General features: G+C 34.5%; 23 protein-coding genes and 1 riboswitch. Of the genes, 14 read left to right on the top strand and 9 right to left on the bottom strand.

All coding sequences use genetic code 11. From position 1 onward, the window contains the following. Nucleotides 1-86: 86 nt before the first annotated feature. Nucleotides 87-659, top strand: a complete 573-nt coding sequence (locus RTL21_RS15335) for a DUF2087 domain-containing protein (RefSeq protein ID WP_312096938.1) — start codon at nt 87-89, stop codon at nt 657-659. Between the two features lie 56 nt (nt 660-715). Here the strand turns inward: RTL21_RS15335 and RTL21_RS15330 are convergent, their stop codons facing one another. After that, the gene (locus RTL21_RS15330; RefSeq protein WP_312096936.1) at nt 716-1,501 is read right to left on the bottom strand and encodes a carbon-nitrogen family hydrolase; all 786 of its coding nucleotides are present in this window, start codon (nt 1,499-1,501) and stop codon (nt 716-718) included. A 242-nt stretch (nt 1,502-1,743) separates the two neighbouring features. Between RTL21_RS15330 and RTL21_RS15325 the strand changes: the two genes are divergently transcribed. Beyond that, a complete protein-coding gene (locus RTL21_RS15325; RefSeq protein ID WP_312096967.1) occupies nt 1,744-2,919 on the top strand; it encodes a pyridoxal phosphate-dependent aminotransferase in 1,176 nt (391 codons plus the stop codon). A gap of 350 nt (nt 2,920-3,269) precedes the next feature. Next, entirely contained in the window at nt 3,270-3,539 is a 270-nt protein-coding gene (locus tag RTL21_RS15320; protein WP_312096934.1) for a Spo0E family sporulation regulatory protein-aspartic acid phosphatase, read from the top strand. Nucleotides 3,540-3,760: 221 nt separating this feature from the next. Here RTL21_RS15320 and RTL21_RS15315 read toward each other — a convergent pair whose 3' ends face one another. Beyond that, nucleotides 3,761-5,248, bottom strand: a complete 1,488-nt coding sequence (locus tag RTL21_RS15315; RefSeq protein ID WP_312096932.1) for an ATP-binding protein — start codon at nt 5,246-5,248, stop codon at nt 3,761-3,763. A 169-nt stretch (nt 5,249-5,417) separates the two neighbouring features. Between RTL21_RS15315 and RTL21_RS15310 the strand changes: the two genes are divergently transcribed. Both RTL21_RS15310 and RTL21_RS15305 read left to right on the top strand, forming a co-directional pair. After that, nucleotides 5,418-5,855 carry a MarR family winged helix-turn-helix transcriptional regulator gene (locus tag RTL21_RS15310; RefSeq protein ID WP_312096930.1) on the top strand — a complete coding sequence of 146 codons (438 nt, stop codon included), beginning with the start codon at nt 5,418-5,420 and terminating at the stop codon, nt 5,853-5,855. A 188-nt stretch (nt 5,856-6,043) separates the two neighbouring features. Then, entirely contained in the window at nt 6,044-7,738 is a 1,695-nt protein-coding gene (locus tag RTL21_RS15305) for a M3 family oligoendopeptidase (protein ID WP_312096929.1), read from the top strand. A 48-nt stretch (nt 7,739-7,786) separates the two neighbouring features. On the opposite strand, the gene RTL21_RS15300 is transcribed toward RTL21_RS15305, so the two are convergent. Continuing rightward, nucleotides 7,787-9,940, bottom strand: a complete 2,154-nt coding sequence (locus tag RTL21_RS15300) for an ATP-dependent Clp protease ATP-binding subunit (RefSeq protein ID WP_312096928.1) — start codon at nt 9,938-9,940, stop codon at nt 7,787-7,789. Nucleotides 9,941-10,207: 267 nt separating this feature from the next. On the opposite strand from RTL21_RS15300, the gene RTL21_RS15295 reads away from it, so the two are divergent. After that, nucleotides 10,208-11,239: a YkvI family membrane protein gene (locus tag RTL21_RS15295; RefSeq protein ID WP_312096927.1), complete on the top strand. Its 1,032-nt coding sequence runs from the start codon at nt 10,208-10,210 to the stop codon at nt 11,237-11,239. A gap of 97 nt (nt 11,240-11,336) precedes the next feature. Here the strand turns inward: RTL21_RS15295 and RTL21_RS15290 are convergent, their stop codons facing one another. Next, a complete protein-coding gene (locus RTL21_RS15290; RefSeq protein ID WP_312096926.1) occupies nt 11,337-12,698 on the bottom strand; it encodes a PFL family protein in 1,362 nt (453 codons plus the stop codon). A 17-nt stretch (nt 12,699-12,715) separates the two neighbouring features. Further along, nucleotides 12,716-12,994: an ACT domain-containing protein gene (locus RTL21_RS15285; RefSeq protein ID WP_312096924.1), complete on the bottom strand. Its 279-nt coding sequence runs from the start codon at nt 12,992-12,994 to the stop codon at nt 12,716-12,718. A gap of 139 nt (nt 12,995-13,133) precedes the next feature. Continuing rightward, a riboswitch (glycine riboswitch) is annotated at nt 13,134-13,216 on the bottom strand. 293 nt (nt 13,217-13,509) lie between these two features. Here RTL21_RS15285 and RTL21_RS15280 point away from each other — a divergent pair. Beyond that, nucleotides 13,510-13,614, top strand: a complete 105-nt coding sequence (locus RTL21_RS15280) for a DUF6254 family protein (protein WP_220040981.1) — start codon at nt 13,510-13,512, stop codon at nt 13,612-13,614. A gap of 97 nt (nt 13,615-13,711) precedes the next feature. On the opposite strand, the gene RTL21_RS15275 is transcribed toward RTL21_RS15280, so the two are convergent. Then, nucleotides 13,712-13,885, bottom strand: a complete 174-nt coding sequence (locus RTL21_RS15275) for a YkvS family protein (protein ID WP_082138361.1) — start codon at nt 13,883-13,885, stop codon at nt 13,712-13,714. Between the two features lie 481 nt (nt 13,886-14,366). On the opposite strand from RTL21_RS15275, the gene RTL21_RS15270 reads away from it, so the two are divergent. Next, nucleotides 14,367-14,561, top strand: a complete 195-nt coding sequence (locus RTL21_RS15270; protein WP_312096919.1) for a hypothetical protein — start codon at nt 14,367-14,369, stop codon at nt 14,559-14,561. A 91-nt stretch (nt 14,562-14,652) separates the two neighbouring features. Here the strand turns inward: RTL21_RS15270 and RTL21_RS15265 are convergent, their stop codons facing one another. After that, nucleotides 14,653-15,021, bottom strand: coding sequence for a PilZ domain-containing protein (locus RTL21_RS15265; protein ID WP_312096918.1), 369 nt, complete (start codon nt 15,019-15,021; stop codon nt 14,653-14,655). A 751-nt stretch (nt 15,022-15,772) separates the two neighbouring features. Between RTL21_RS15265 and RTL21_RS15260 the strand changes: the two genes are divergently transcribed. From RTL21_RS15260 to RTL21_RS15245, 4 genes are all read left to right on the top strand, one after another. Next, nucleotides 15,773-16,039 carry a phosphocarrier protein HPr gene (locus tag RTL21_RS15260; RefSeq protein ID WP_016200927.1) on the top strand — a complete coding sequence of 89 codons (267 nt, stop codon included), beginning with the start codon at nt 15,773-15,775 and terminating at the stop codon, nt 16,037-16,039. After that, nucleotides 16,039-17,757 (top strand): phosphoenolpyruvate--protein phosphotransferase, encoded by a 1,719-nt coding sequence (gene ptsP / locus RTL21_RS15255; RefSeq protein WP_312096917.1) that lies wholly within the window; start codon nt 16,039-16,041, stop codon nt 17,755-17,757. The genes RTL21_RS15260 and ptsP overlap by 1 nt, the downstream gene beginning before the upstream one ends. 368 nt (nt 17,758-18,125) lie before the next feature. Then, nucleotides 18,126-20,771: a cation-translocating P-type ATPase gene (locus RTL21_RS15250; RefSeq protein ID WP_312096915.1), complete on the top strand. Its 2,646-nt coding sequence runs from the start codon at nt 18,126-18,128 to the stop codon at nt 20,769-20,771. Nucleotides 20,772-20,922: 151 nt separating this feature from the next. Further along, nucleotides 20,923-21,843: an NAD(P)-dependent oxidoreductase gene (locus tag RTL21_RS15245; protein ID WP_396954455.1), complete on the top strand. Its 921-nt coding sequence runs from the start codon at nt 20,923-20,925 to the stop codon at nt 21,841-21,843. 57 nt (nt 21,844-21,900) lie between these two features. On the opposite strand, the gene RTL21_RS15240 is transcribed toward RTL21_RS15245, so the two are convergent. Together RTL21_RS15240 and RTL21_RS15235 are read right to left on the bottom strand one after the other, a co-directional pair. Continuing rightward, entirely contained in the window at nt 21,901-23,058 is a 1,158-nt protein-coding gene (locus RTL21_RS15240; protein ID WP_312096913.1) for an aminotransferase A, read from the bottom strand. A gap of 120 nt (nt 23,059-23,178) precedes the next feature. Next, nucleotides 23,179-23,352 carry a hypothetical protein gene (locus tag RTL21_RS15235; protein ID WP_312096911.1) on the bottom strand — a complete coding sequence of 58 codons (174 nt, stop codon included), beginning with the start codon at nt 23,350-23,352 and terminating at the stop codon, nt 23,179-23,181. A 291-nt stretch (nt 23,353-23,643) separates the two neighbouring features. Between RTL21_RS15235 and RTL21_RS15230 the strand changes: the two genes are divergently transcribed. Both RTL21_RS15230 and RTL21_RS15225 read left to right on the top strand, forming a co-directional pair. Then, nucleotides 23,644-24,168 carry an RDD family protein gene (locus RTL21_RS15230; RefSeq protein ID WP_312096909.1) on the top strand — a complete coding sequence of 175 codons (525 nt, stop codon included), beginning with the start codon at nt 23,644-23,646 and terminating at the stop codon, nt 24,166-24,168. A gap of 128 nt (nt 24,169-24,296) precedes the next feature. After that, the coding region (locus RTL21_RS15225; protein ID WP_312096907.1) for an MFS transporter at nt 24,297-25,153 on the top strand (857 nt) is incomplete at its 3' end.

The following is a 25,153-nucleotide window of genomic DNA, read 5'->3' as shown; positions in this document are numbered from 1 at the left end:
AACTGCCCAATTTCCATTATCTTTCTTGACACATCCACCTACTTTTATTATCATCTAATTAGATGATAATAAAAGTAGGTGGATAAATGCAATTAGATAAATTGGTTGGTTTTCATAAAACAATGGGCGATCCAACAAGAATTAAAATTATTTCCTTATTAGCAAATAAACCATGGAATGGTCAAGCATTGGCAGAAAAGCTCGGCTTATCTGCTCCTACGATTACACACCATTTAAAGAAAATGCGCGAAATAAATATAGTTTATGAAAGAAGAGATAAGAATACGATTTATTTTTACTTAAATAAATCAGTAATTTTGCAACAAACCGAGTCTTTGAGAAAACTTGCAATCGGAATGGAGGAGAGCGATATGGCTGTTACTAATGAGGAACAAACAAAAATTGTAGAAAATTTCTTTACTGCAGAGGGGAGGCTAAAAAATATTCCATCGCAAAGAAAGAAAAAATTAGTTGTTTTTAAGTACATGCTAAAGGGGTTAGTATTTGGGAGAAAATACGAAGAAAAAGAAATAAACGAGTATATTAAACAGTATTTCGATGATTATGCAACCATTCGAAGAGAATTTATCGTCAATCATTTTATGTATAGAGAAAATAATATATACGAGCTTAATCCAGAGGAAATGTGGGCGAAGTAAAGAAAAATAAAAGGACTGTTTAACCGATATAAACAGTCCTTTATACGTAGCCAAAATCAAGAATAAAATTCAGGTTTCCGATCTGCAAAAATAGGGATTGTTTTGCGTACTTCTGTAACTTTATCCAATTGGATCGAAGCTGTCAGAATCTCTTCTTTCTCGCCAGCTTCTGCTACAATTTCTCCCCAGGGATCAATAATCATACTATGTCCTGCAAAAACATTATCCGGATCGGCACCAACGCGATTACATGCAATGACATAGCATTGATTTTCAATCGCCCTGGCAATCAGTAGACTTTTCCAGTGTGCTAATCTAGGCTTTGGCCATTCGGCAACCACAAAGATTGCTTCCGCTCCTTTTGTAGTATGAGCTCTTATCCATTCAGGGAAGCGAATATCATAGCAAATCATACTAGCAAAAGTGCTGTCCTCTAAAGAGAATAGGCCCTCTGATGTACCACTCTTTAAATATAAATGTTCATTCATTAGCTGAAAAAGGTGAAGCTTGTCATATGTATGCACAACATCTCCCGATTTATTTACAACGATAAGAGTGTTATAAATCCCGTCTCCTTTATTATTTGCGATAGAGCCACCAACTATATGGACATGATGCTTCAGTGCCAATTCTTTTAAAAAGGAGATAGTATTCGTTGCATGAGTATCTGCAATAGCAAGAAGTCTTGTTAAGTCATAGCCAGTTGACCAAAGTTCAGGCAGAACAATAACATCACAGTTATCCTTGCAAGCCGTGGCAATTTTTTCGTCTACTTGCTTAAAATTATCTTCTGGTTTTCCAAATGCAATATCCATTTGAATCAAACTAATTCGAAAGTTCAAAAGTCTACACCTCTATTCATCTTCGTTATTTTCCGATATAATGATAATCAACAAAAAAATCCAATTATTATGGTAATTTGGTTATATCATAAAAAAGCGAATTATTAAACGATTATTTTTTTTCATGATATCGAGTAATAAATTTAGAAGGGCAATTGTGGGAAGGTACTTACTTGTAGCAGAACAATTGCATGTTTAAAGTAATTGGAATATTTCTAACGTTTAAAGAAGGTGTGGAGTATATGAAGACATACGAACAATCGAAGTTATTGAAAAATTTGCCAGAACAGTTTTTTGCTTCATTAGTTACAAAGGTTAATAGCTATATCGAAAAAGGATACGATGTGATTAATTTAGGACAAGGTAATCCAGATCAACCCACTCCTACTAATATTATCCAGAGCTTGCAAGCGGCAGCAGAACAGCCGAAAAATCATAAGTATTCTCCATTTAGAGGATATCCTCATTTAAAGGAGGCGGTTTCTCAATTTTATAAAAGAGAATATAATGTTGATTTAGACCCTGAAACTGAAGTGGCTATTTTATTTGGAGGAAAGGCTGGTCTTGTGGAGATACCGCTATGTTTATTGAATCCAGGAGATACGGTAATGGTTCCAGACCCTGGATATCCCGACTATTTATCAGGGATTGCTTTAGCGAAGGCAGAGACAGTCATGATGCCATTACGAGAAGAAAATAACTTTTTACCAAACTACCATGAGATAGAAGAAAAAGATTTAGAGAAAGCAAAATTAATGTTCTTAAATTATCCTAATAATCCGACAGGAGCAATTGCTACGAAGGATTTCTTTGCTGAAACAATATCTTTAAGCAAACAGCATGAAATATGTGTTGTCCATGATTTTGCTTATGGGGCAATTGGCTTCGATGGAAAGAAACCGATCAGCTTTCTCCAAATTGAGGGGGCAAAGGATATTGGTGTTGAAATTTACACCTTATCAAAGACATTTAATATGGCAGGATGGAGAGTAGCCTTTGCGGTTGGAAATAGTAGTGTTATTTCGGCTATCAATCTTTATCAAGATCATCTATATGTTAGTTTATTTGGAGCTATTCAAGAAGCCGCTTATACGGCTTTAACAGAGTCTCAAGAAAGTGTTAGACAGATGAATATGCTTTATGAACAGAGACGAGATATATTAATGAAAGGACTCAAGGAAATTGGTTGGGAAGTCAATGCACCTGAAGGCTCATTCTTTGCTTGGCTGAAAGTACCAGATGGGTTTACCTCACAAGAATTTAGTGATTATTTATTAGAGACAGTACATATTGCTATGGCACCAGGATCAGGATTTGGTCAATTTGGGGAGGGTTATGTTCGAGTTGGATTATTAACAGAAGAAGAGAGATTACAAGAGGCGGTTGAAAGATTAAGTACGCTTCCGATTTTTAAGTAAGTGAATATTTCTCTATATTTTATTTTAAGATTGAGTAGATTTTTATCTATTTAATCTTTTTTTAATATAAAAAGGTTTCACTTTTTCTGCAAGAAAGGATGAGATAGGTCAAATGACTCAAAAAGAAAACGTTTACTATGTTTATTGTACTTTTCGACATTTTTCACCGTTGTACTTGTCGAAAACAAGTGGTGATGTATTTAAATGATAAGTCTTTTTACCTATTTTTTCACAAAAAAATGTCTAATATTGCGATTCTATTTACTTTTATTTGTTTTATTGCAATAATTCATCAAGTAAACAATAATGAATTGTTTGAAAGTTGGAATTTGATTAGGAGGAAGAAAAAGGTGTATTGTAAGAAGACTGAGTTGTTATTTGAAATTCAAGATAAAAGGGAGGTAATGATAAAAACGGCAAAAGAGCGTGGGACAATCGATGAAGAGACAATTAGATTAAGTCAAGAACTTGATGAATTAATCTATAAATATCAGCTTGTTTTTCGTTATGAACGAGAAAAAAGAAAACAAATAAAAAGACAATATAAAAATACTCGAATTTTTTGGTCTAATGCTAGTCAATATAAACGGAAAAATTATTCTGAGGTTGTATATAGATAAAGTGTAAGTAAATTATCGTGAAGGGTAATGGCAGTGATTACCTGAATAATATTTCATCTAAATCAATGCCCTTCTTTAATTGAATCTTTGAGAACCCCGTTATCCCGCATACATGTCTACTATGTTGATAAAGGAAAAAACGCTTCTTTTGTTCAAATGCTATAACCTCCTTTTAGGAAAGAAGACGATACGAACATGGAAGAAGCGAAAATAGACAGATCTTATTCAATTAGAGGTAAGATAATACTCACCTTTGTTCCTTTCTTTTCTCTACTGGATATTTGTATTTCACCATCGAATGATTCAATAATTCTTTTACATACTACAAGCCCTAAGCCAGTTCCTGACTCTTTCGAAGTATTAAATGGTTCAAAAATTTTCTTTAACTGTCGGCTGGACATGCCTATTCCATTATCGATAATCGTAATTAACACGTTTGAACGAACGATACGGACATTAAGCTCTAACTGACCACCATTTTCCATCGCTTCAAGTGCGTTTTTTGTTAAATTAAGGAGCACTTGTTTCATTTGGTCTGAAATCCCTAGGATATAGATGTCTTGATTAGGTATTTTTTCAACATACTTTACATTATATAAATTTGCTTCTGAAATAATAAGTGGATCAAGTTCCGCTATAATCGATTTTAAATTCATTTTATGCTTTTTTTGTGCGGTAGGCTTTCCTAAAATAAGGAATTGACTTACGATTTCATTTATTCGCACAATTTCTTTTTGGATAATGGAAAAATATAGCTGATCTTGTTGATCTTGATACTTCTCACTTAATAATTGGATTAATCCTTTGATTCCAGTTAGCGGATTTCTGATTTCATGAGCAGAACTAGCTGCTAAATTGCCTACTAGCTCTAATTTTTGGATTTCATTTTGTTTTGTTTCTTCTTCTCTTACTTTCCTTTGATAGTAAAGGATTATGGTCAGATAAATGAGATGGAAAATTAGAATAAAGAAAAGCAGTATCCAAATATTCAACTTTATTACATTCCAAATATTTGTTTTTTCTAATTCAACGATAATTGTCCAAGGTAGGCGGTCAATTGGCATACTAATCACATTTGTGCCTAGTGTTGCGCCATCATTTATATAGAGAATGGTTTCTTTTTGACCATTGATAATCGCAATATTTTCTCCAGAGGATAACATTTTCGTTATATTAATAAGATAATCGACACGAAGATAAGCAGTTATAATCGAGTCTAGTCGATTATGCTCGTTGATAATCGGCATTGCAATACCGATAACTTTCTGTCCGTTGCTTAATACTTCCTCTCTGTTAGAAATCACCAAATCTTTCGAGTTAATCACTTCTAAGATGTAATCCTCGTCTGAAATATCAACTGAATCATAGGTATCATTGACCCCAGCAATTGTTTTTCCTTTATTATCAAGTAGGAATAATCCTCCATAGATATGCTCATTCGTAAATACTTTTTTAAGCAAGTTGTCCATTTTTTCTGGTGTATCAATATTTGTTTGAATTGATAGACTTAAGATATTTAAAGAAGAAACGACTTTGTTTATATAAGAGTCCCATTGCCTTTGGTGAATAGATGCTACCCATTCTGCATGTGCCTTATTTTTGGCAACTTCTTTATTTACTTGGTAATTAAAAAAAAGCACAGCAGTAATAAGAATAGGTATTATGACGATTGCAACATATAAGAGCTTTTTTTGTGTATTTATTTTCATCAATAGATTCTCCAAGCGAAATTCCGATATATAGACCTAATTATAACATGAATTAGGGAAAGCTCAATGAAGGGGAGGATTTTCATCTGAAATTGACAAAAGGAAGGGAGAATAATATAATCTATTTGAATTCGAGATATTGAATTAAACTAATAAGGGAAGTTTTTATATGGAAAAAAAAGATATTGAGCAATCATTAAAATTATATATTGTTATGTCTAGAGCGTATCGAGCAATTAATGAAAATGTAAATAAATTAATTACTGTAAATGGTTTGAATCCAACAGAGTTTGCTGTTCTAGAGTTGTTGTATCATAAAGGCGATCAGCCGTTACAACAAATTGGCGGAAAGATCTTATTGGCAAGTGGTAGTATTACTTACGTCGTTGATAAGTTGGAAGAAAAAGGATACTTAAGAAGAATCGCCTGTCCATCGGATCGAAGAGTTACTTTCGCTCAAATTACTGATAATGGAAAACAATTAATAGAAAGTATTTTTCCAAACCATGAGCAAAGAATCCATGAAATCATGTCTGAATTATCGCCAGAAGAAAAAGATGTGGCGATTGAATTAATTAAACGAATTGGTTTATCTGTGGGAAAATAATTAATATTGCAATATTTATAAAGCGAGTATTCATATGGCAAAAAGGTTTATTTCGATTGTGATTTTGAAATAAAGCTTCCAATATGAATATTCGCTTTTTTTGTATTTGTATTGTTATTTTTCATGTATAATTAATGAGCGAGCCTTTATAAATTTGGGAATGAAGAAAAAATTAGGGGGTATAGAAAATGAAGTTTTCGGAATTTACATACAAAAGACCAGATATAGATGAATTTTCAGTTAAAATGAATGAATTATTAGTAGCTTTTAATAATGCAGAGCATGTCGAGCAGCAAATTATGGCGATCGAGAAAATAAACGAGCTTAGAAATGATATTTCTACGATGTTTAATTTATGCTATATTCGCCATTCTGTTGATACGAATGATGAATTTTATCAAAAAGAACAAGATTATATGGATGAAGTATCACCGAAAGTAGAAGGACTTACTACAAAATATTATCAAGCCCTAGTGAAATCTAAATTTAAAGACCAGCTGGAAGAAAAGTGGGGACAGCAACTATTTGCATTAGCCGAAGCCCAATTAAAAGTTTTTTCAGAGGAAGTGGTAGAGCTTCTGCAACAGGAAAATAAACTATCAACAGAATATACAAAGCTCGTTGCTTCAGCAAAGATTATGTTTGACGGAGAAGAAAGAACACTTGCACAATTGCAGCCGTTCACGGAATCGAAAGATCGGGCTATTAGAAAAGCTGCGAGTGAGGCTCGGTTTGCTTTCTTTAGTGAACAGGAGGAGCAGTTAGATAGAATATATGATGATATGGTAAAGGTGCGTACAGAAATTGCTAAGAAGCTAGGATATAAAAATTTCGTTGAATTAGCATACTATCGTATGTACAGAACAGATTATAATGCAGACATGGTTGCAGCATTTAGAAACCAAGTAAAAGAACATATCGTTCCCCTTACAACTAAATTAAAAGAAAGACAGCAACAGAGAATAGGGGTAGACTCCTTAAAATATTATGATGAGCCACTAGAATTTCTAACTGGTAATGCTACTCCAAAAGGAGATCCAGCATGGATTGTTGAAAATGGCCAAAAGATGTATGATGAACTATCAAAAGAAACAGGGGCATTCTTCTCCTATTTGATAGAAACAGAATTAATGGATTTGGTTGCTAAAAAGGGAAAAGCAGGTGGCGGATATTGCACCTTCATTGAAAATTATAAGGCGCCATTTATTTTTTCAAACTTCAATGGTACATCAGGAGATATTGATGTTTTAACACATGAAGCAGGCCATGCATTCCAAGTTCACTCTAGTGGTGGGTTTGATATTCCAGAATATTATTGGCCAACGTATGAAGCAGCAGAAATTCATTCGATGAGTATGGAGTTCTTCACATGGCCATGGATGGAACTATTCTTTAAAGAAGATGTAGAGAAGTATAAGTTTTCCCATTTAAGCTCGGCGTTGCTATTCCTTCCTTATGGAGTGTCAGTAGATGAATTCCAGCATTGGGTATATGAAAACCCGACAGCTACTCCAAAAGAAAGAAAGCAAGCTTGGAGAAATATTGAGAAAAAATATAGTCCACATCTTGATTATGATGGAAATGAGTTTTTGGAAAATGGAGGTTTCTGGCAAAAACAAGGGCATATTTACAATTCTCCATTCTATTATATTGATTATACTTTAGCGCAAATATGTGCCTTCCAATTTTGGAAACGGTCAAGAGAGAATCAAGAAGATGCTTGGAAAGATTATGTGAAGCTTTGCAGCTTAGGTGGAAGCAAGCCGTTTACTGAATTAGTTAAAGAAGCTAATTTAATTTCTCCGTTTGAAGATGGCTGTGTCGAATCTGTTGTTGGAGTAATTGATGAGTGGTTATGTTCTGTGGATGATCGAAAACTATAAAAGAAAACGTGGGGCAATTGTTCCCACGTTTTCTTTTTTACAATCAGTTTATTTAGAAATAAACCGATTCTGAACTGGTTTAATTTTAATTTGGTCATCCTCTAGAACTGCTTTTAATTCCTTTACAGTCGGTTCATCAAGAATTACATCTGCTAATTGATCTTCTAAATGCTCTTGAATCACTCTTCTTAAAGGTCGAGCACCGAAGCTAGGGTGTGTACCAAGTTCAACGATTTTCTCTTTCGCAGCTTCTTCTACCTGTAATGCAATTTGTTGTTCTTGTAAATTTTCAGCAAGTTCTTTTAATAAAATGTCAGTAATTCGAAGTAGGTGTTCTTTCTCCAACGTTTTAAACTCAATAATCGCATCAAATCGGTTCAGAAATTCTGGTTTAAAGAAGTTTCCTAGTGTTTGTAATAGATTACTTTCTTCAATTGCATCATTATTTCCAAAGCCAACTACTTTATGCTTATGACCAACACTTGCATTACTTGTCATGATAATAACCGAATCTTTAAAGCTAACCGTGCGTCCTTGGCTATCTGTTAAGCGTCCATCTTCTAAAATTTGCAGGAAAATAGATTGAATATCAGGATGCGCTTTTTCGATTTCATCTAACAAGATAATGCTATAAGGATTCCTTCTCACTTTTTCCGTTAATTGTCCCGCTTCTTCATGACCGACATAGCCTGGAGGAGAACCAATGATCTTACTAATACTATGTTTCTCCATATATTCACTCATGTCTAGGCGAATCATGCTATCTTTGCTGCCGAATAATTCTTCTGCAAGTGTTTTGGTAAGCTCTGTTTTCCCGACACCAGTTGGACCAACGAATAGGAAGCTCCCAATCGGTCTTGTTTTTGATTTAAGTCCTGCTCTACTTCGCTTAATGGCTTTAGCGACTTTTCGAACCGCCTCATCTTGTCCAATGACTTTTGCCGCTAAACGCTCACTTAAAAACTTCATTTTTTGCTGTTCATCTTCCTGCAATTTTCCAACAGGAATGCCAGTTTTCTTTTCGATTAATTGTTGAATAAGAGCAACATCCACAATTGGTTTATCCTCATTATTTGGTTCATTCAATGCTTTTTCGAGCTGTTGTTCTTCTTTGCGCAATTCAGCTGCTTTTTCATAGTTTTCTTCTTTTAATGCCTGTTCTTTTTCCTTTGCTATTTTCGTTAGACGACTTTCAATTTCTTCTGTGTTTTGATAAGTAGAAGAAAGATTCATTTTAGAACCAGCCTCATCCATTAAATCAATCGCTTTATCGGGTAAGAAGCGATCTTGAATATAACGGTGGGAAAGTTCAGCACATGCTTTTATAGCATCCTCTGTATAGGTTACCTCATGGAATTTTTCGTATTTGTCCTTAATTCCGTTTAAGATGGATAGAGTAGCCTCAACAGATGGCTCGTTCACCTGCACTGGCTGGAATCTTCGCTCTAATGCAGCGTCTTTTTCGATTTGACGATATTCCTTTAAAGTAGTTGCACCAATGATATGCAGCTCTCCACGCGCTAATGCTGGTTTTAAAATATTCCCTGCATCCATTGAGCCTTCTGCAGATCCCGCGCCCACTAGCTGATGAATTTCATCAATAAAGACAATAACATTTTTTCTTGCTTGTACTTCTTGTATCACTTGCTTCATTTTTTCTTCAAATTGACCGCGAATGCCTGTGTTTGATACAAGGGAAGCAACATCCAGCAAGTAAATTTCTTTGTTTTGCAATTTTTTAGGGACATTGCCTTCCATGATTTTTAATGCTAAACCTTCTGCTATCGCTGTTTTCCCGACACCTGGTTCCCCAATTAGCACGGGATTATTTTTATTTCTTCTATTTAGAATCTCAATAACACGCTCAATTTCATTTTCTCTTCCGATAACAGGATCAATTAAACCGGCATTAGCCATTTGATTTAAGTTCTTCCCGTATTTATCGAGAATGCCAGCTTTTTTATTATTTGCAAAAGGAGCCTCGTTCGCAGATTTTGCTCCCCCTAGATTTGATGGATTAATAGATTGAAATAACTCGTCAAAAGGGGAAGGTTGGAAATACATTGGGCTACCTTGTGCAGTCATTTTTTGCTTTTCTTTTTGATAGCATGCATGACATAGATTCATCGTGCTCTCCATATTGTTTAAAACAAATCGTAAACTGATCGTAGCACTGTTTTGTTGGCAAATTTCACATTTCATTATAAATATCCTCCTTTTTGAGTTTGACTAATATTGACCTTTTGTAATTATGATTATACTTTGACCTTTTTTGACTTTCAAGTATTTTGCTTAAAAAATGAAGATGGAAATTTATAGGTAATGTAGTGGCTTTCTGTTTATTTATGTTTGGTCATTTTCTTCTTTAATAGGGGAGAAATATCATGAAAAAAATTTATTTTTAAAAGGATAAAATGCTCGTCATTGTTTGTCCATTTCTACATATAGTTGATGTAGGGAGGGAAATATGTGAAAAATAAATGGAGTGCTGCAATTCAGCTTGCGGCAGTGTATGTAGGCACTGTTGTTGGTGCCGGATTTGCGACAGGAAGAGAAATAGTAGTCTTTTTTTCACAATATGGATTTATCGGTTTGCTAGGAATCCTTTTAAGTGGATTTATTTTTGCGTATTTTGGCGCAAAATTAATGCGCATTTCTGTCAAAATAAAGGCTACTTCCTATCAGGAAGTTACTATTTACTTATTCGGTAATATCATAGGGACGATCATTAATTTTCTATTATTACTTATGTTAATAGGAGTTTGTGCTGTTATGTTTTCAGGAGCTGGTGCGGTATTCGAGGAACAGCTTGGTTTAAATAAATCAGTCGGGGTTATATTTACAATTGTACTTTCATTACTTGTTATGATGGTCGGAACAAAAGGGTTATTTGCCGTAAACACTTTTGTTGTGCCGATTATGATTAGTTTTAGCTTTATTCTCTTTTTTCTTTCCGTTTCATTGCCTGGTTTTTTTGGAGAAATATTTCAAATGGAGACTGTTACTTGGAAAACTATTACTTCTCCATTTTCGTATACTGCTTTAAATTTGGCTTTAGCAATTGCGGTGTTGGTACCTGCTGCCTCTGAAATTGGCGATGAAGAAGCAGTTAAATGGGGAGGGATATTAGGGGGGATTGCGCTTATGATGATTCTAATATCTAGTCATTTTTCCCTTATCATGCTTGCAGATGTTTACCAATATTCTATTCCGATGGCTACCATTATGAAAAATTTAGCCCCACAGCTTTCATGGGTTTATATTTTAGTGATTTATGGAGAAATTTTCAGTTCGGTAATTGGGAATATTTATGGGTTAGAGAGGCAATTGCGAAGCTTTGTTCCCTTACCAAGTATGGTTATAATTGGCGGAATTATTTTCGTTTCCTATTTCATTAGCTATGTTCAGTATGGTACACTGTTATCTTTTTTGTATCCGATATTTGGTTATATAAGCTTAGTTTTCTTGTTGTTCTTATGGATTAAGCCTATTCCGAAATAAGTATTCTTTTAACTACTGACAAGCAGTATCCTCTTCTGTTTTATAAAGGGAATTTTTAAAAAGAATAGGGATACTTGCTTGTCTTATAAGAATATGATTAGTTAATTAAAGCCTGAAGTGGAGATGGGATTCGACCGCCACGGTTAATTAGTTTGGCGGAGCTAAATGGATTGACTCCCATCACAGGTGCTCGGCCTAATAGTCCGCCGAATTCCACGATTTCTCCTTCTTTTTTTCCTGGTACAGGAATGACACGGACAGCTGTTGTTTTCTTATTTATCATCCCTATAGCAGCTTCGTCTGCAATAATCGCTGATAGGGTGGCAGGTGTAGCATCTCCAGTAAGAGCGATCATGTCAAGCCCCACTGAGCATACGCAAGTCATTGCTTCTAGTTTGGAAAGGGTAAGGCTATTGTCTAAAATACCTTTAATCATGCCATTATCCTCGCTAACTGGAATAAATGCGCCGCTTAATCCTCCTACATAGCTACTTGCCATGGCGCCACCTTTTTTAACAGCGTCATTCATTAAAGCTAGAGCTGCAATAGTGCCATGTGTACCAACGCGTTCTAAACCAATCTCTTCCAATATTTCTGCAACACTATCATTAATAGCATTAGTTGGCGCAAGTGATAAATCCATAATACCAAACGGAACATCTAAGCGTTCTGCAACTACACGGCCGATTAATTCACCAGCGCGAGTAATTTTAAAGGTTGTCTTTTTGATGATTTCTGATACTTCGCCTAAATCTGCTTCCGGATATTTTTTCAATGCGCTTAATACGACTCCAGGTCCACTAACGCCAACATTGATAACTACTTCGCCTTCTCCAGCCCCATGGAATGCCCCAGCCATGAATGGATTATCTTCCACAGGATTACAGAAAACAACTAGCTTCGCGCATGCTAAGCCATTTTGATCCTTCGTATTTTCCGCAGCTTTTTTAATGATTTCTCCCATTTGTTTTACTGCGTCCATATTTATACCCGTTCTTGTTGTAGCAACTGATACGGATGCACAAACCCGTTCTGTTACAGAAAGTGCCTCTGGAAGAGCGTCCAATAATGTTTGATCTCCTTTAGAAACACCTTTATGAACAAGGGCAGAGTAGCCACCGATAAAATCTACATTTAAATCTTTTGCCGCTTTATCTAGTGTTTTTGCTAAAGTCACTGCTTGTTCAACGGTACTATTTCCGAGAATTTCAGCAATTGGAGTGATAGAGATTCGCTTATTAATAATGGGGATTCCATATTCTTTTTCAACGGCATTTGCAACTTCTGTTAATTTGCTTGCATATGTAGTTATTTTTTTATATACAGACTCATTTAATTTTTGAAAATCTGAATCAGCACAATCATATAGACTGATTCCCATCGTAACCGTACGAATATCAAGGTTTTCCATTTGTACCATGTTGATGGTTTCCATCATTTCATTCAATGCAATTTTCATTTTCTGACCCTCTTTTCTTAGACACGGTGCATGGATTGAAAAATTTCTTCTAATTGGATATTTATTTTTAAATGAAGTTGCTCGCTTAATTCGTCAAACTGCTTTGTTAAGGCATCTAATTTTTCTTTATCGGTAATGTCTACTAACATCATCATTGTAAAGAAATCTTGAAGAATGGTTTGACTAATATCCAGGATATTGATGTGATTATTAGAAAGGATTGTAGTTACCTTACTGATAATTCCAATTTGATCTTTTCCAATTACGCTAACGACTGCACGACGCTGTTGAACCATCATTTCACCTCATAACTCACTATTTTGTTTGCTTCTCAAATACAGCACTAGTTAATGAATGTATGAAAAAAACAGATTGGATACACCAATCTGTTTCAAAGGGTAAGAAGAACCAGGACATGATAAGCTAATATGTATTGGTTGATCTTCTGTCCTTTTACCTGAGATTGTGAATCCTTCGGTGCCGTTTAAAAATAAAACGGTCTCTCCAGAAGCTGCTCCTGTTATAGTTTGATCCATAACATTCATAGCATGCAGTTATTTAAGAAATATAATGTGATGTTAACAGTTTTTTTTCATGTGGTCAACCAAATATTTTGTAAGATTCCTATGGGTCAGTGCGATATATTCATACTTTTCTGGATTTATTCATACTATAGCAAACAGCATGCTAGTCCAGCTTTAAGCAGAGTAGAAAGGTCAATTAAAAATTGGCATATGTACAAAAAGGAGAATGGGGATAAAAAAATAAAAAAATGCTTATCATAAAACGGGAAAGGATGGAGGTGAAAAAAGTGTCAAAAGCACAGAGAGAAAAGGAAAGAGAATGGACTGTACGTAAGCAGAAGCAAAAGCCGCATGGAAAGGTGAAAACGAAAAAAGAATTGGCAGAAGAATAGTTTCTTCCTTATTAAATATAATGAATAAAGCGCATACAAAAAAGAAGTCAATAAAAGGAGTAAATTCCTATCTGACTTCTTTTTATATGTTAAGTATTTATTTAATAATGCGATAGTTTTTATGGTTAACAACCGTTCTTTGTTCTAATTCTAAATCCCGGTAATTATTCATATAAGTCAAATCTACAATGACCGAATTTTCATTTACTTTTTCAACAATTCCTTGTAATCCTCTAAATTCAATTATATTTCCAACCTCAGCTATTTTCACTCACAATCTCTCCTTATCATTCCAAATTTTATATAAATTCTGATTATAGTTTGCACTATTTAGAACTTATTTGTAAAAAATAGCAGTATAGTAATCTTATTACATATATACTATGAAACTGCGAATAAAATGTGTGTCAATCACTTTTTTGAAATAGGTTTTTTGTTTGTTGTTAATGCCTAGCATGATGAAATAAAGGGAAATGCTGGTTTATCGAAATTATGTATTTTACTATAAAAAGAAAGTGGTGCAAGTGATCAACTAACTGAACATCCCATTTTTATTAACTATATTGCCAAGGTGGGAAATGCTTACACTTTTCTGATATTAGATGATATTATAACATAATTAGTAGAAATATACATAATAATATCAAAAAATAGTAATGGAAAAGGGAAATAGGTAAAATTCTTTGCTTAAAGCAAAGGAATAACTTAAAATATGGACTGAAAATGATTTGAAAGGATAATCGGTGAGCAGTATGAATAAAGAATTAGCAGAAGAAATATTAGAAAAGTTAAAGAATAAAGAAATAGATGGCTATCGAGTGAAAAAAGAGGAATTTCTTACTTTTCGTACAGAATTAGTAAAAAGAGAGGATTTTAAGTATTTTAAAGGAATTGCCGAAATTGGCGGGGATGTTACTTATAAATATATGGACGAACCAAGAAGTTAATTTGCATGCAACCTCACTTTTTTTCCTGTAGAAATATAATAAAGGATAGAAAGTGAGGTCTTTTGCTCTTGTGGTGTTCAATTAATGGTTTTTAAAGAGTATCTTTATTCTCCATTCGCGAAAGTTCTTTTAGACCATTGATTATCTTCTGTTTAGCTTCATTATCTTCCGTTCCCTCATAGCCATATTCAAATTGGTTTCCAAGCTTTTTCTTCCAAATTATTTGGCCAGGCATAGTTATTTTGTTTCCATTTAGGATGAATTGAATCTGTAATAATAATCGTGTATCACCAACTGGTAAGTCATATTCTGTTCGAAATCTTAATCCATTGGGACTTATATTATAAATAAGGGCATGTCCTTTACTAGAAAGTGTGTCTTCAGCAACTTTTAGCGTGAATACAGCGTCTAGAGTATCAGTCAATTGATAACGAAAAGCTTCCTTCCGTTTGTATCTCATACTTTTCCTCACTTTATCCATTCTGGCGGTTATATATTTCTCAATAGGGAATTTATTTCAAGGCGCGGATTAATAAAACAAACTATCCGAAAAAAAACAAGTTTATATTTTCAAAGTAGTAGGGCTATTAATGATAAAATAGGACAAATGCTTGAATGTTTCCAATAATATTAAAGCCTGTTTACTTTGAGAATGCAATATATTTTTCATTTAAGTAAAGGTTTCTATTCGAATGTTTGAAGAATTTGTTACAAACACATAGTAATGATTATTTTTTGAAGGATGCGATTTATTTCATTGTATAAAAGTTTATAATCTGGGAATTTTACTAAACAGAATTAGCACCATAATAAATATGCTTAATGGAACGAAATGTACTAATTTTCGCCATAAAGTTAACTATTTTTTGTCGTTTTATAAATTTTGATTGTCTAGATAAGAAAGAAATGCTATTCTTTCATTTGAGATGTCTTTTTCAAAAACTTAAATTACCTGCTATTTTTGAACGCGATCTTACATGTTCTCATCTTTTTAGAAGATGCTATAAATGGTTGTAAAGAAAGTTTGTGTACATAGACAGTGAATTTTTTTCGACAAAATACATAGCTTTCAGTTTACAATTGTAATATATAAATTATATAGTATTTATGATAAACAATTGTTAGTTTATATTAAGGGTTGTTTAAGTTTGAAAAGTTTAGCTATATGTTTACATCTTATAACTTAATCGATAAAGGAGAATGATTTTATTATGGTAGAAAAACAATTTAAAGTTATTGCAGATACAGGAATTCATGCTAGACCAGCAACTCTATTAGTACAAGCTGCTAGCAAATTTGACTCAGATATTCAATTAGAATATAAAGAGAAAAAAGTAAATCTTAAATCGATTATGGGTGTTATGTCATTAGGGATTGCACAAGGTGCTGATATTAAAATTATTGCAGAAGGTAACGACGAGCAAGAAGCAATTAATGGATTACAAGAAACTTTAAATAAAGAAGGTTTAGCAGAATAATGAGTTTTTTACAGGGAATTGCTGCATCTAGTGGAATAGCCATTGCTAAAGCTTATCGTTTAGTTGAACCAGATCTTTCTTTTGATAAAACTACTGTTGAAAATGCAGAAAATGAAATTTCTCGTTTTCAAGAAGCTTTATCGAAAGCGAAATCAGAATTAGAAGCTATTCGTGAAAAGGCTAATAAAGAGCTTGGTGCGGATAAAGCTGCGATTTTTGAAGCGCATTTATTAGTATTGAGTGATCCAGAATTAATTGCACCTATTGAAGATAAAATTAAAACAGACCTAGTGAATGCTGAATACGCATTAAAAGAAACAACAGACATGTTTATTACAATGTTTGAATCAATGGATAATGAATATATGCAAGAAAGAGCTGCAGATATTCGTGACGTGACAAAGCGTGTAATGTCTCATCTTCTAGGCGTACATTTGGCAAATCCAAGTATGATCTCTGAAGAAGTAGTCGTTGTGGCAGAAGATTTAACACCATCTGATACAGCACAGCTTAACCGTCAATTTGTTAAAGGCTTCACAACTGATATTGGTGGTAGAACATCTCACTCAGCAATTATGGCTCGATCTTTAGAAATTCCTGCTGTTGTTGGTACAAAAAAAGCAACAGAAGAAATTAATAATGGTGATTTAGTAATTGTTGATGGATTAAAAGGAGAAATCCATATTAATCCAACACCTGAAGTGGTAGAAAGCTATAAAAAGACTGCTGAACAATATGAGCAACAAAAAGCAGAATGGGCGAAACTAGTGAATGAACAAACTGTAAGCTCAGATGGCGTTCACGTTGAACTTGCAGCAAATATTGGTACACCAAATGATTTAGAAGGTGTTATTAATAACGGTGGAGAAGCAGTTGGCTTATATCGTACTGAATTCCTTTACATGGGTAGAGATCAGCTTCCTACAGAAGATGAGCAGTTTGAATCTTATAAAGCTGTCCTTGAAGGAATGAAAGGGAAGCCAGTTGTAGTACGTACATTAGATATTGGTGGAGATAAGGAATTACCTTATTTAGATCTTCCAAAAGAAATGAATCCATTCTTAGGATTCCGTGCTATTCGTCTATGCTTAGAGGAGCAAGATATTTTCCGTACGCAATTAAGAGCATTGCTACGTGCAAGCTCTTATGGGAATTTAAAAATCATGTTCCCAATGATTGCTACATTAAATGAGTTCCGTGCTGCTAAAGCTCTTTTAGAAGAAGAGAAGGCTAACTTAACAGCAGAAGGCGTCAAAGTTGCAGAAAAAATTGAATTAGGTATCATGGTAGAAATTCCTTCTACAGCAGTTCTTGCAGATCAATTTGCTAAAGAAGTTGACTTCTTCAGTATTGGTACAAATGACTTAATTCAATACACAATGGCTGCAGACCGTATGAATGAACGAGTTTCTTATCTTTACCAACCATACAATCCTTCTATTTTACGTCTTGTTAAAATGGTTATTGATGCAGCACATAAAGAAGGTAAATGGGCAGGTATGTGTGGAGAGATGGCAGGAGATGAAACAGCAATTCCTTTATTATTAGGATTAGGCTTAGATGAATTCTCTATGAGTGCTACATCTATCTTAAAAGCTAGATCACAAATTCTAAACCTTTCTAAAGCAGAAATGGAAGAATTAGCTGAAAAAGCATTACAAATGTCTACAACAGAAGAAGTAATGGAAGCAGTAAAAGCTGCTGCAAAACTTTCTTAACAAACAGGTTTAACCTTAAAAATAGTGGGTATTAATAAAAATAGCATAAGCTCTTTTTACAAGTTAGCTTAACGCTATTCTCATTTTCCCCTTATTTGAACTGACTAGATGATTCTAGTCAGTTTTTTTGTTTTATATTAAATTTTAATCATACATGAAAAGAACGGATAGAGGTAAAATACTAATATCTCATTGTTTTAATATAAATTGTACAGGTTTATTGAGAATAAATAATGGGAAGGGGTTTTAAAAAGGAGTTTTCTGCTATACATATGAACAAAGAACAATTAAAACGTTCTATGTTGGAAATCGTATCCATTCGAAAAAATATACTAAAGACGAAAAATGAAGGAGATGAATAAAGTCACGTGGATTTTTACCAAAAGGAAAAAGATGTTGTATTAAAAGATCTACAGTCATCTGAACAAGGATTATCATCAGACAAAGTAAAGGAGCTATTAGAAAAAGAAGGCTATAATGAGCTCCAAGATAAAGAAAAAGTGCCAACTTGGAAGCTCTTTTTAGAAACATTTAAAGATCCCATGGTGATTGTGTTATTAGTAGTAATTGTTATCCAATTAATTATGGGTAAATTTGTCGAATCGCTTATTATCTTTTTAGTAATATTGCTTAATTCTATTATTAGTGTTATACAAACAAAAAAAGCAGAAAGTTCTTTAGATGCATTGCGAAATATGAGTGCCCCTGAGGCAAAAGTGAGACGGAATAATACGAATAGCACCATTCCAGCCCGTGAGCTAGTGCCAGGTGATATTGTTTTTCTAGAAGCTGGTGATTATGTGCCGGCAGATGGACGAATTATAGAGAGCGGTTCATTGAAAGTGAATGAAGGAATGTTGACAGGGGAATCAGAGGCAATTGAGAAACAAGAAAAGGTAATTACAGAGGAATCTGCTCTTGGCGATCGGATTAATATGGTCTATAGCAGTTCCCTTGTTGTCTATGGCCGAGGCACCTTTGTCGTGACAGGAACTGGTGAAAAAACCGAAATAGGTAAAATTGCTGATATGCTAAATACGGCAGAAGATAAGCAAACACCTTTGCAACAGAAATTGGCAGCATTTAGTAAAAAATTAGGAGTAGGAATCCTTATCCTTTCTATTCTTATTTTCGCAATTCAAGCGTTAAGAATTTGGTTAGGCGATGAAAACGTAGATGTTACGACATCTATACTTAATGCCTTATTATTTGCAGTGGCAGTGGCAGTAGCTGCCATTCCAGAGGCCTTGTCATCTATTGTTACCATTGTCTTATCGGTAGGAACCAATAAGATGGCGAAACAAAGTGCGATAATTCGGAAGCTACCTGCAGTAGAAACATTGGGTTCCACAAGTGTTATTTGTACAGATAAGACAGGAACACTAACCCAAAATAAAATGACTGTAACCGATTATTTTATTCCAGAAGGAGAAAGGGAGCATTTACCACCTGAGCCTGCTCAATGGAACTACTCGGAAACCTTGTTATTAAATATAGCTGTTTTATGTAATGATTCTTATATCAATAAAGAAAATAGAGAAGTTGGAGATCCAACAGAAGTTGCGCTTATTAACTTTTATAATGATGGAAAAAGAAGCTATGAAGAGATTCGGTTGAGATATCCAAGAGAAGCGGAATTACCTTTTGATTCGGACCGGAAATTAATGTCAACCGTTCATACAATTGATAACCAACGGCTAATGCTTATAAAAGGTGGTCCAGATGTTATGTTCAATCGGGCGACGAAAATACTGGTTAATGAAAAGGAAGAACCATTTACAGACGAATGGCTCAAAAAAATCCAAGAAGCTAATGAAGATTTTTCGAATCAAGCATTGCGTGTTCTTGCATATGGATATAAACATATACCGCCTGATAAAACGATTATATCCGAAGAAGATGAATCAGATATTATTCTTGTAGGTCTAACAGCAATGATGGATCCACCTCGTGAAGCAGTATATGGATCGATTGAGCACACAAAGGATGCTGGCATTCGCACTGTGATGATTACAGGCGATCATAAAACAACAGCACAGGCAATCGGTCGCAAAATCGGCTTAATGGAGGAGAACGATATTGCATTAACTGGTCAAGAGCTAGATGCTTTGTCGGAAGCGGAACTAGACCAAAAATTAGAAAATATTTCTGTTTATGCGAGGGTTTCCCCAGAGAATAAAATTCGCATTGTCCGAGCGTGGCAAAAGAAAAATCGAGTAGTTGCAATGACCGGAGATGGTGTCAATGATGCTCCAGCATTAAAGCAAGCTGATATTGGGATTGCAATGGGAAGTGGAACGGACGTGGCCAAGGATTCAGCTGATATGATACTGACAGATGATAATTTTGTGTCGATTGTAAATGCGGTTGGTGTAGGAAGAACTGTTTTTGATAATATCAAAAAATCAATCGGCTATCTATTTGCAGGCAATTTTGGAGCAATTATTGCCATATTATTTGCTGTAATTGCAGGTTGGGCAAATCCTTTTACAGCATTACAGCTGTTATTTATAAACTTAGTCAATGATTCTTTGCCAGCTATAGCGCTTGGGATGGAGAAATCAGAACCTGGAGTAATGAAACGCAAGCCAAGAGATGTCAAAGAAGGAATTTTTGCTGGTGGAACCCTTCGTGCAGTCGTTATTAGAGGGATATTAATTGGGATAGCGGTAATTATTTCCCACTATATTGGTTTACAGCATTCCGATGAGTTAGGAGTGGCAATGGCTTTTACCACTTTAATTCTTTCACGCTCGTTGCAGACATTTGCTGCTAGATCTAGCACACAAACGATTATTGGGGTAGGTTTATTTTCCAATAAGTATGTATTAGGCGCTGTAGGAATATGCTTCTTGTTATATTTGATTACGATCTTGCCATTTGCGAGAGAGGTGTTTGCCATTCCAGAATCATTTGGCATGAACGAATGGTTAATTGCAACTGGCTTAGCAATTGCCGCAGTGATTTTGATGGAAATAATGAAAATGCTTATTGTAAGGATTTTACGTAAATAAGCAGTATGAAAAAACTACCTTGATATACAATCAGTGTTTAAAGATGTGTATAAAGGGTAGTTTTTTCTATCATGGTGATTTCCAAGTTTTAGAGAGAATTTAGACAATTATAAATGTTTTCATGATACTATAAAGAAAATAGTTAATTCAAATAAAACGATATGTTTCATATTGGGAAAAAAAGGAGAGGGATACTATGTCGGCAAAAGAAACAACTACTATTGGCTTTATAGGGACAGGAGTAATGGGAAAAAGTATGGCAAGGCATTTGTTACAAGCAGGTTATCCAGTTATTGTTCATAATCGCACGAAAGAAAAAGCATCTGATCTTTTAGTAGAAGGAGCAGAATGGGTCGATAGTCCATACGAGATGGCATTAAAAGCAAATGTAATCATTACGATTATCGGTTATCCAAAAGATGTAGAAGAAGTATATTTAGGGGAACATGGCTTAGTTAACAATGCAAAAGAAAATACATATTTAATCGATATGACCACATCTACGCCAAGCCTTGCAAAAAAGATATATGAAGAGGCAAAAAAGAAAAATATTTATGCTGTAGATGCACCTGTCAGCGGTGGAGATGTAGGAGCAAGAGATGCGAAACTATCGATTATGGTTGGTGGGGACGAAGAGGTGTTTAAAGAAGTTCAGCCCATATTTGAAGTACTTGGAACAAATATCGTTTACCAAGGACCTGCTGGCTCTGGTCAACATACAAAAATGTGTAATCAAATTGCCATTGCATCTACAATGATAGGTGTAAGTGAAGCGGTCGTTTATGCAAAGAAAGCAGGATTAGATCCAGAGACAGTACTACAAAGTATATCAGCTGGAGCAGCTGGCAGCTTTTCCTTAAGTAATTTAGCACCTAGAATGATAAAAGGCGATTTTGAGCCAGGATTTTATATCAAACATTTTATTAAAGATATGAGAATTGCACTTAAAGAGGCAGAGGAAATGAATATGGAAACGCCAGGATTATCTCTTGCCGAAACATTATATAGCCGTTTATCAGCAAAAGGAGAAGACGAGAGCGGAACACAAGCATTATTTAAATATTGGGATTGATAAAAAAACAGCTTCCAAATCTGTGAATTTACAGATTTGGAAGCTGTTTTTTTCTAATTATTTTTCCAAATACTTGTTACTATATTCCTCCAACCGATTACATGCTTCTTCCAATGTTTCCATGGAATACGCAAATGAAATACGGAAATAGCCTTCCCCTAAATTAGAAAACGCACTTCCTGGAACAACAGCTAGATTTACTTTATCGACTAAATCGAGACAAAACTCAAAGGAATTCATCGTATTTGTTGGAACCTTTATGAAAAAATAAAAAGCACCATCTGGCATAACTACGTCCAAGCCGATAGAAGATAAGCGCTCATACACATATTTTCTTCTTACTCGATAGTCATCTCTCATAGAATCGGCATCGTTTATACCCGTAGTTAGCGCCTCTATTGCAGCTCTTTGAGAGATTGAGGAGGCACAGGTAACATTATATTGATGCACTTTAATTATTTGCTGACTAAGATAAGAAGGAGCAAATAATAATCCAATTCTCCAGCCAGTCATACTATGTGATTTAGATAGTCCGTTAATAACAATTGTCTGGTCGCGAAGAAATTGAGCGATGGATACATGCTCTTGGTCATATAGTAATTCACTGTATATTTCATCAGCTAAAACAAAGATATCCTTTTCTTTAAGCAATGCAGCAATTTCTATTAATTCTTCTTTTGATAGGCTAACGCCTGTTGGATTGGAAGGATAGGGTAAAACGATACATCTCGTTTTTTCTGAAATGTATTTCTTTATGACGTCCGCTGTAAAACGAAAAGAAGTATCACGTATGTCAGCATATACAGGAATAGCACCACATAAACGGATAATAGGCTCATATCCAGGATATACAGGCCCTGGAAGAATTACCTCGACTCCTTGGTCGAGAATAGTACGAAAGGTAACATCAATGGCTTCACTAGCTCCAACTGTAACAAGTACTTCAGTGGAAGGGTCATAGGAAAGCTGATATTTTTTTTGTACAAATTGTGATGCGGCTTTACGTAATTCAATCTCTCCAGCATTATGCGTATAGGATGTATAGTTTTCGTCAATGGAAGTTTTAGCAGCTTCCTTAATATGCAGTGGCGTCGGAAAATCTGGCTGACCAATTGTTAAAGCGATCATGCCTTCCTTTCCAGCAACCATATTGGAAAACTTTCTGATGCCAGAGATCTCAATATTCTTAACTTTTTTATTGATTAAATGTTCCATATCCAGTCTCCTATCGTAACTTATTCTATTATGATATCAAAAGCGGAGATGATTGAAAATACAAAAAGAGCAGTGACTAAAAAATCACTGCTCTATAGCTTAAATACTCTTTATCTTGAATTAGTAACCATAATCCCAATCAACGTCTTCTTCAATCCATAATAATTGTTCATGGTTTTCTAAGCATTTGGTTATATTGTCTGTGTCTTCGAGTTCTTTCCATGCTGCTAAATCAATGTTTTCTAAAAAAGTTACAGATAAATCATCGTGAAAAAGAATTGCAGTACCCTTCATTGTGTACTCGTCCTCTCGTTAAGTGATTTTAAGAAAATATCTTGGATTCTTCCCTCACTGCTTACACTTTTAGAGTATTCCAATCACGTTAATTCGTCTAGGTCTTTGTTATATATTTCACGAAATAGTAATAATTAAATAAACATTTTATGAACTTTTAAAAAGGGAAAAAAGGGTAGGAATCTAAGCAGTCCATTTAATGTTTAAAAAATGTAAATCTATCAGTCTTTTCATAAAAAAGGTTGTTTTGATAATAAATTCCTTTTATCATATGAGAAGGAGGGGAAATAAATGGTAACAACAATACAAATAGAAAAAAATGAACAACCTCAATATGCTGGATTCTGGATTCGCTTTGGAGCATGGGTAATCGACAGTATTATTGTCGGTATTCCATTATTAATTCTTTCAAATGTCATTTTTGCTTTGTTTGTGAATTCGATGGATATACCTGAAGAGCTATTGATTGATCCAGCAAGTGTAGAAGCATTATCAGATGCGGAGATTTTGTCGATAATAGGCCCGATGATGGTCGCTTTTTTCGGAACGATGGCGGTATGTCTGCTTTTTAGTCTTTTTTATTATTCATTACTTCATGCGTCAAAGTGGCAGGCAACCATTGGGAAAAAACTATTAGGCTTAAAGGTAACAGATAAGAAGGGTAATAGACTTTCCTTCTGGAGAAGCTTAGGAAGATACGTGGTATCTAGTCTTTTATCTGGAATTCTATTAATTGGTTTTATTTTGGCAGCTTTTACAGAGAAAAAACAAGCATTACATGATTTAATTGTCGGTTCGCTTGTAGTGAAAAAATAATTAATAATCGGATGACTATCTATAAAGCAGGCAGTCATCAACCGTATTTGGTAAGCCAAAGGTTCTTAAGGAGGATAAAGAAGAGTATGTTATGTACATACTTGCTGTTTGAGAGGAGAGCTTAATGGATGGAGCCGATAACAAATAAAGTTCAAATGGAAAAAAAGGGGCTAGCATTATATTTTTCTCTGCCAATTATTTCGTGGGCACTTTATGATGCTGCTAATACCATTTTTTCGTCTAACATCAATACAATCTTTTTTCCCTTGTATTTGCAGGAGATCGTTGGTTCAAATGATGTGCAAAATCAAATAGCATCCACGTTTATATCTTATGCCAATGCCCTAGCAAGTTTTCTGTTAGTTATCTTTACCCCTTTATTTGGAGTAATTATGGACAGAACAGGAAAGAAGAAAAAGTATATCGTAATCCTTACATTATTAACTGTAATAGGAACGATTGCAATGGGGATATTTTCTTCTATTCAGTTTTCGCAAATGATGTTTGGGATTCCGCTATCTTTGATATTCGTTATTCTTTTTTTTGTATTATCTAAATTTACGTATCATTCTAGTCTAGTTTTTTATGATACCATGATTTCGGATTTAGGAAGCAAGGAGCAAGTCCCTTTAATTTCAGGATTTGGAGTTGCGGTAGGTTATTTTGGAACACTTATTGGGTTAACTGTTTATTTATTTATAGATGATAGGGCTTATAATCAATCATTTATTCCAACTGGAATTCTTTTTTTGCTTTTATCCTTGCCATTGTTTTATTTCATCAAAGATACACCAAAGGAAAATATACAAAAGCAATCTATTTTATCAGGATATCGTGAAGTGGTAGATACTTTTAAACAGATGAAAAATTATCGGAAGATTTTCACCTTCATGCTTGCCTATTTCTTTTTGAATGATGCATTAGCCACCACTATTGCGATGATGGCTGTATATGCTAATGCCATTATTGGTTTATCGACTGGTAA

Source organism: Niallia sp. (assembly GCF_031978665.1).
Lineage (GTDB): Bacteria > Bacillota > Bacilli > Bacillales > Cytobacillaceae > Niallia.
The sequence above is the reverse complement of the archived record's forward strand: the minus strand, read 5'-3'. Positions and strand labels throughout refer to the sequence as shown.

Coding starts and splice junctions, on each gene's coding strand:
- RTL21_RS15335 (WP_312096938.1), top strand. CDS start 87: ATGCAATTAGATAAATTGGTTGGTTTTCATAAAACAATGGGCGATCCA.
- RTL21_RS15325 (WP_312096967.1), top strand. CDS start 1,744: ATGAAGACATACGAACAATCGAAGTTATTGAAAAATTTGCCAGAACAG.
- RTL21_RS15315 (WP_312096932.1), bottom strand. CDS start 5,248: ATGAAAATAAATACACAAAAAAAGCTCTTATATGTTGCAATCGTCATA.
- RTL21_RS15310 (WP_312096930.1), top strand. CDS start 5,418: ATGGAAAAAAAAGATATTGAGCAATCATTAAAATTATATATTGTTATG.
- RTL21_RS15305 (WP_312096929.1), top strand. CDS start 6,044: ATGAAGTTTTCGGAATTTACATACAAAAGACCAGATATAGATGAATTT.
- RTL21_RS15300 (WP_312096928.1), bottom strand. CDS start 9,940: ATGAAATGTGAAATTTGCCAACAAAACAGTGCTACGATCAGTTTACGA.
- RTL21_RS15290 (WP_312096926.1), bottom strand. CDS start 12,698: ATGAAAATTGCATTGAATGAAATGATGGAAACCATCAACATGGTACAA.
- RTL21_RS15285 (WP_312096924.1), bottom strand. CDS start 12,994: ATGGTTCAACAGCGTCGTGCAGTCGTTAGCGTAATTGGAAAAGATCAA.
- RTL21_RS15270 (WP_312096919.1), top strand. CDS start 14,367: ATGAATAAAGAATTAGCAGAAGAAATATTAGAAAAGTTAAAGAATAAA.
- RTL21_RS15265 (WP_312096918.1), bottom strand. CDS start 15,021: ATGAGATACAAACGGAAGGAAGCTTTTCGTTATCAATTGACTGATACT.
- RTL21_RS15260 (WP_016200927.1), top strand. CDS start 15,773: ATGGTAGAAAAACAATTTAAAGTTATTGCAGATACAGGAATTCATGCT.
- ptsP (WP_312096917.1), top strand. CDS start 16,039: ATGAGTTTTTTACAGGGAATTGCTGCATCTAGTGGAATAGCCATTGCT.
- RTL21_RS15240 (WP_312096913.1), bottom strand. CDS start 23,058: ATGGAACATTTAATCAATAAAAAAGTTAAGAATATTGAGATCTCTGGC.
- RTL21_RS15235 (WP_312096911.1), bottom strand. CDS start 23,352: ATGAAGGGTACTGCAATTCTTTTTCACGATGATTTATCTGTAACTTTT.
- RTL21_RS15230 (WP_312096909.1), top strand. CDS start 23,644: ATGGTAACAACAATACAAATAGAAAAAAATGAACAACCTCAATATGCT.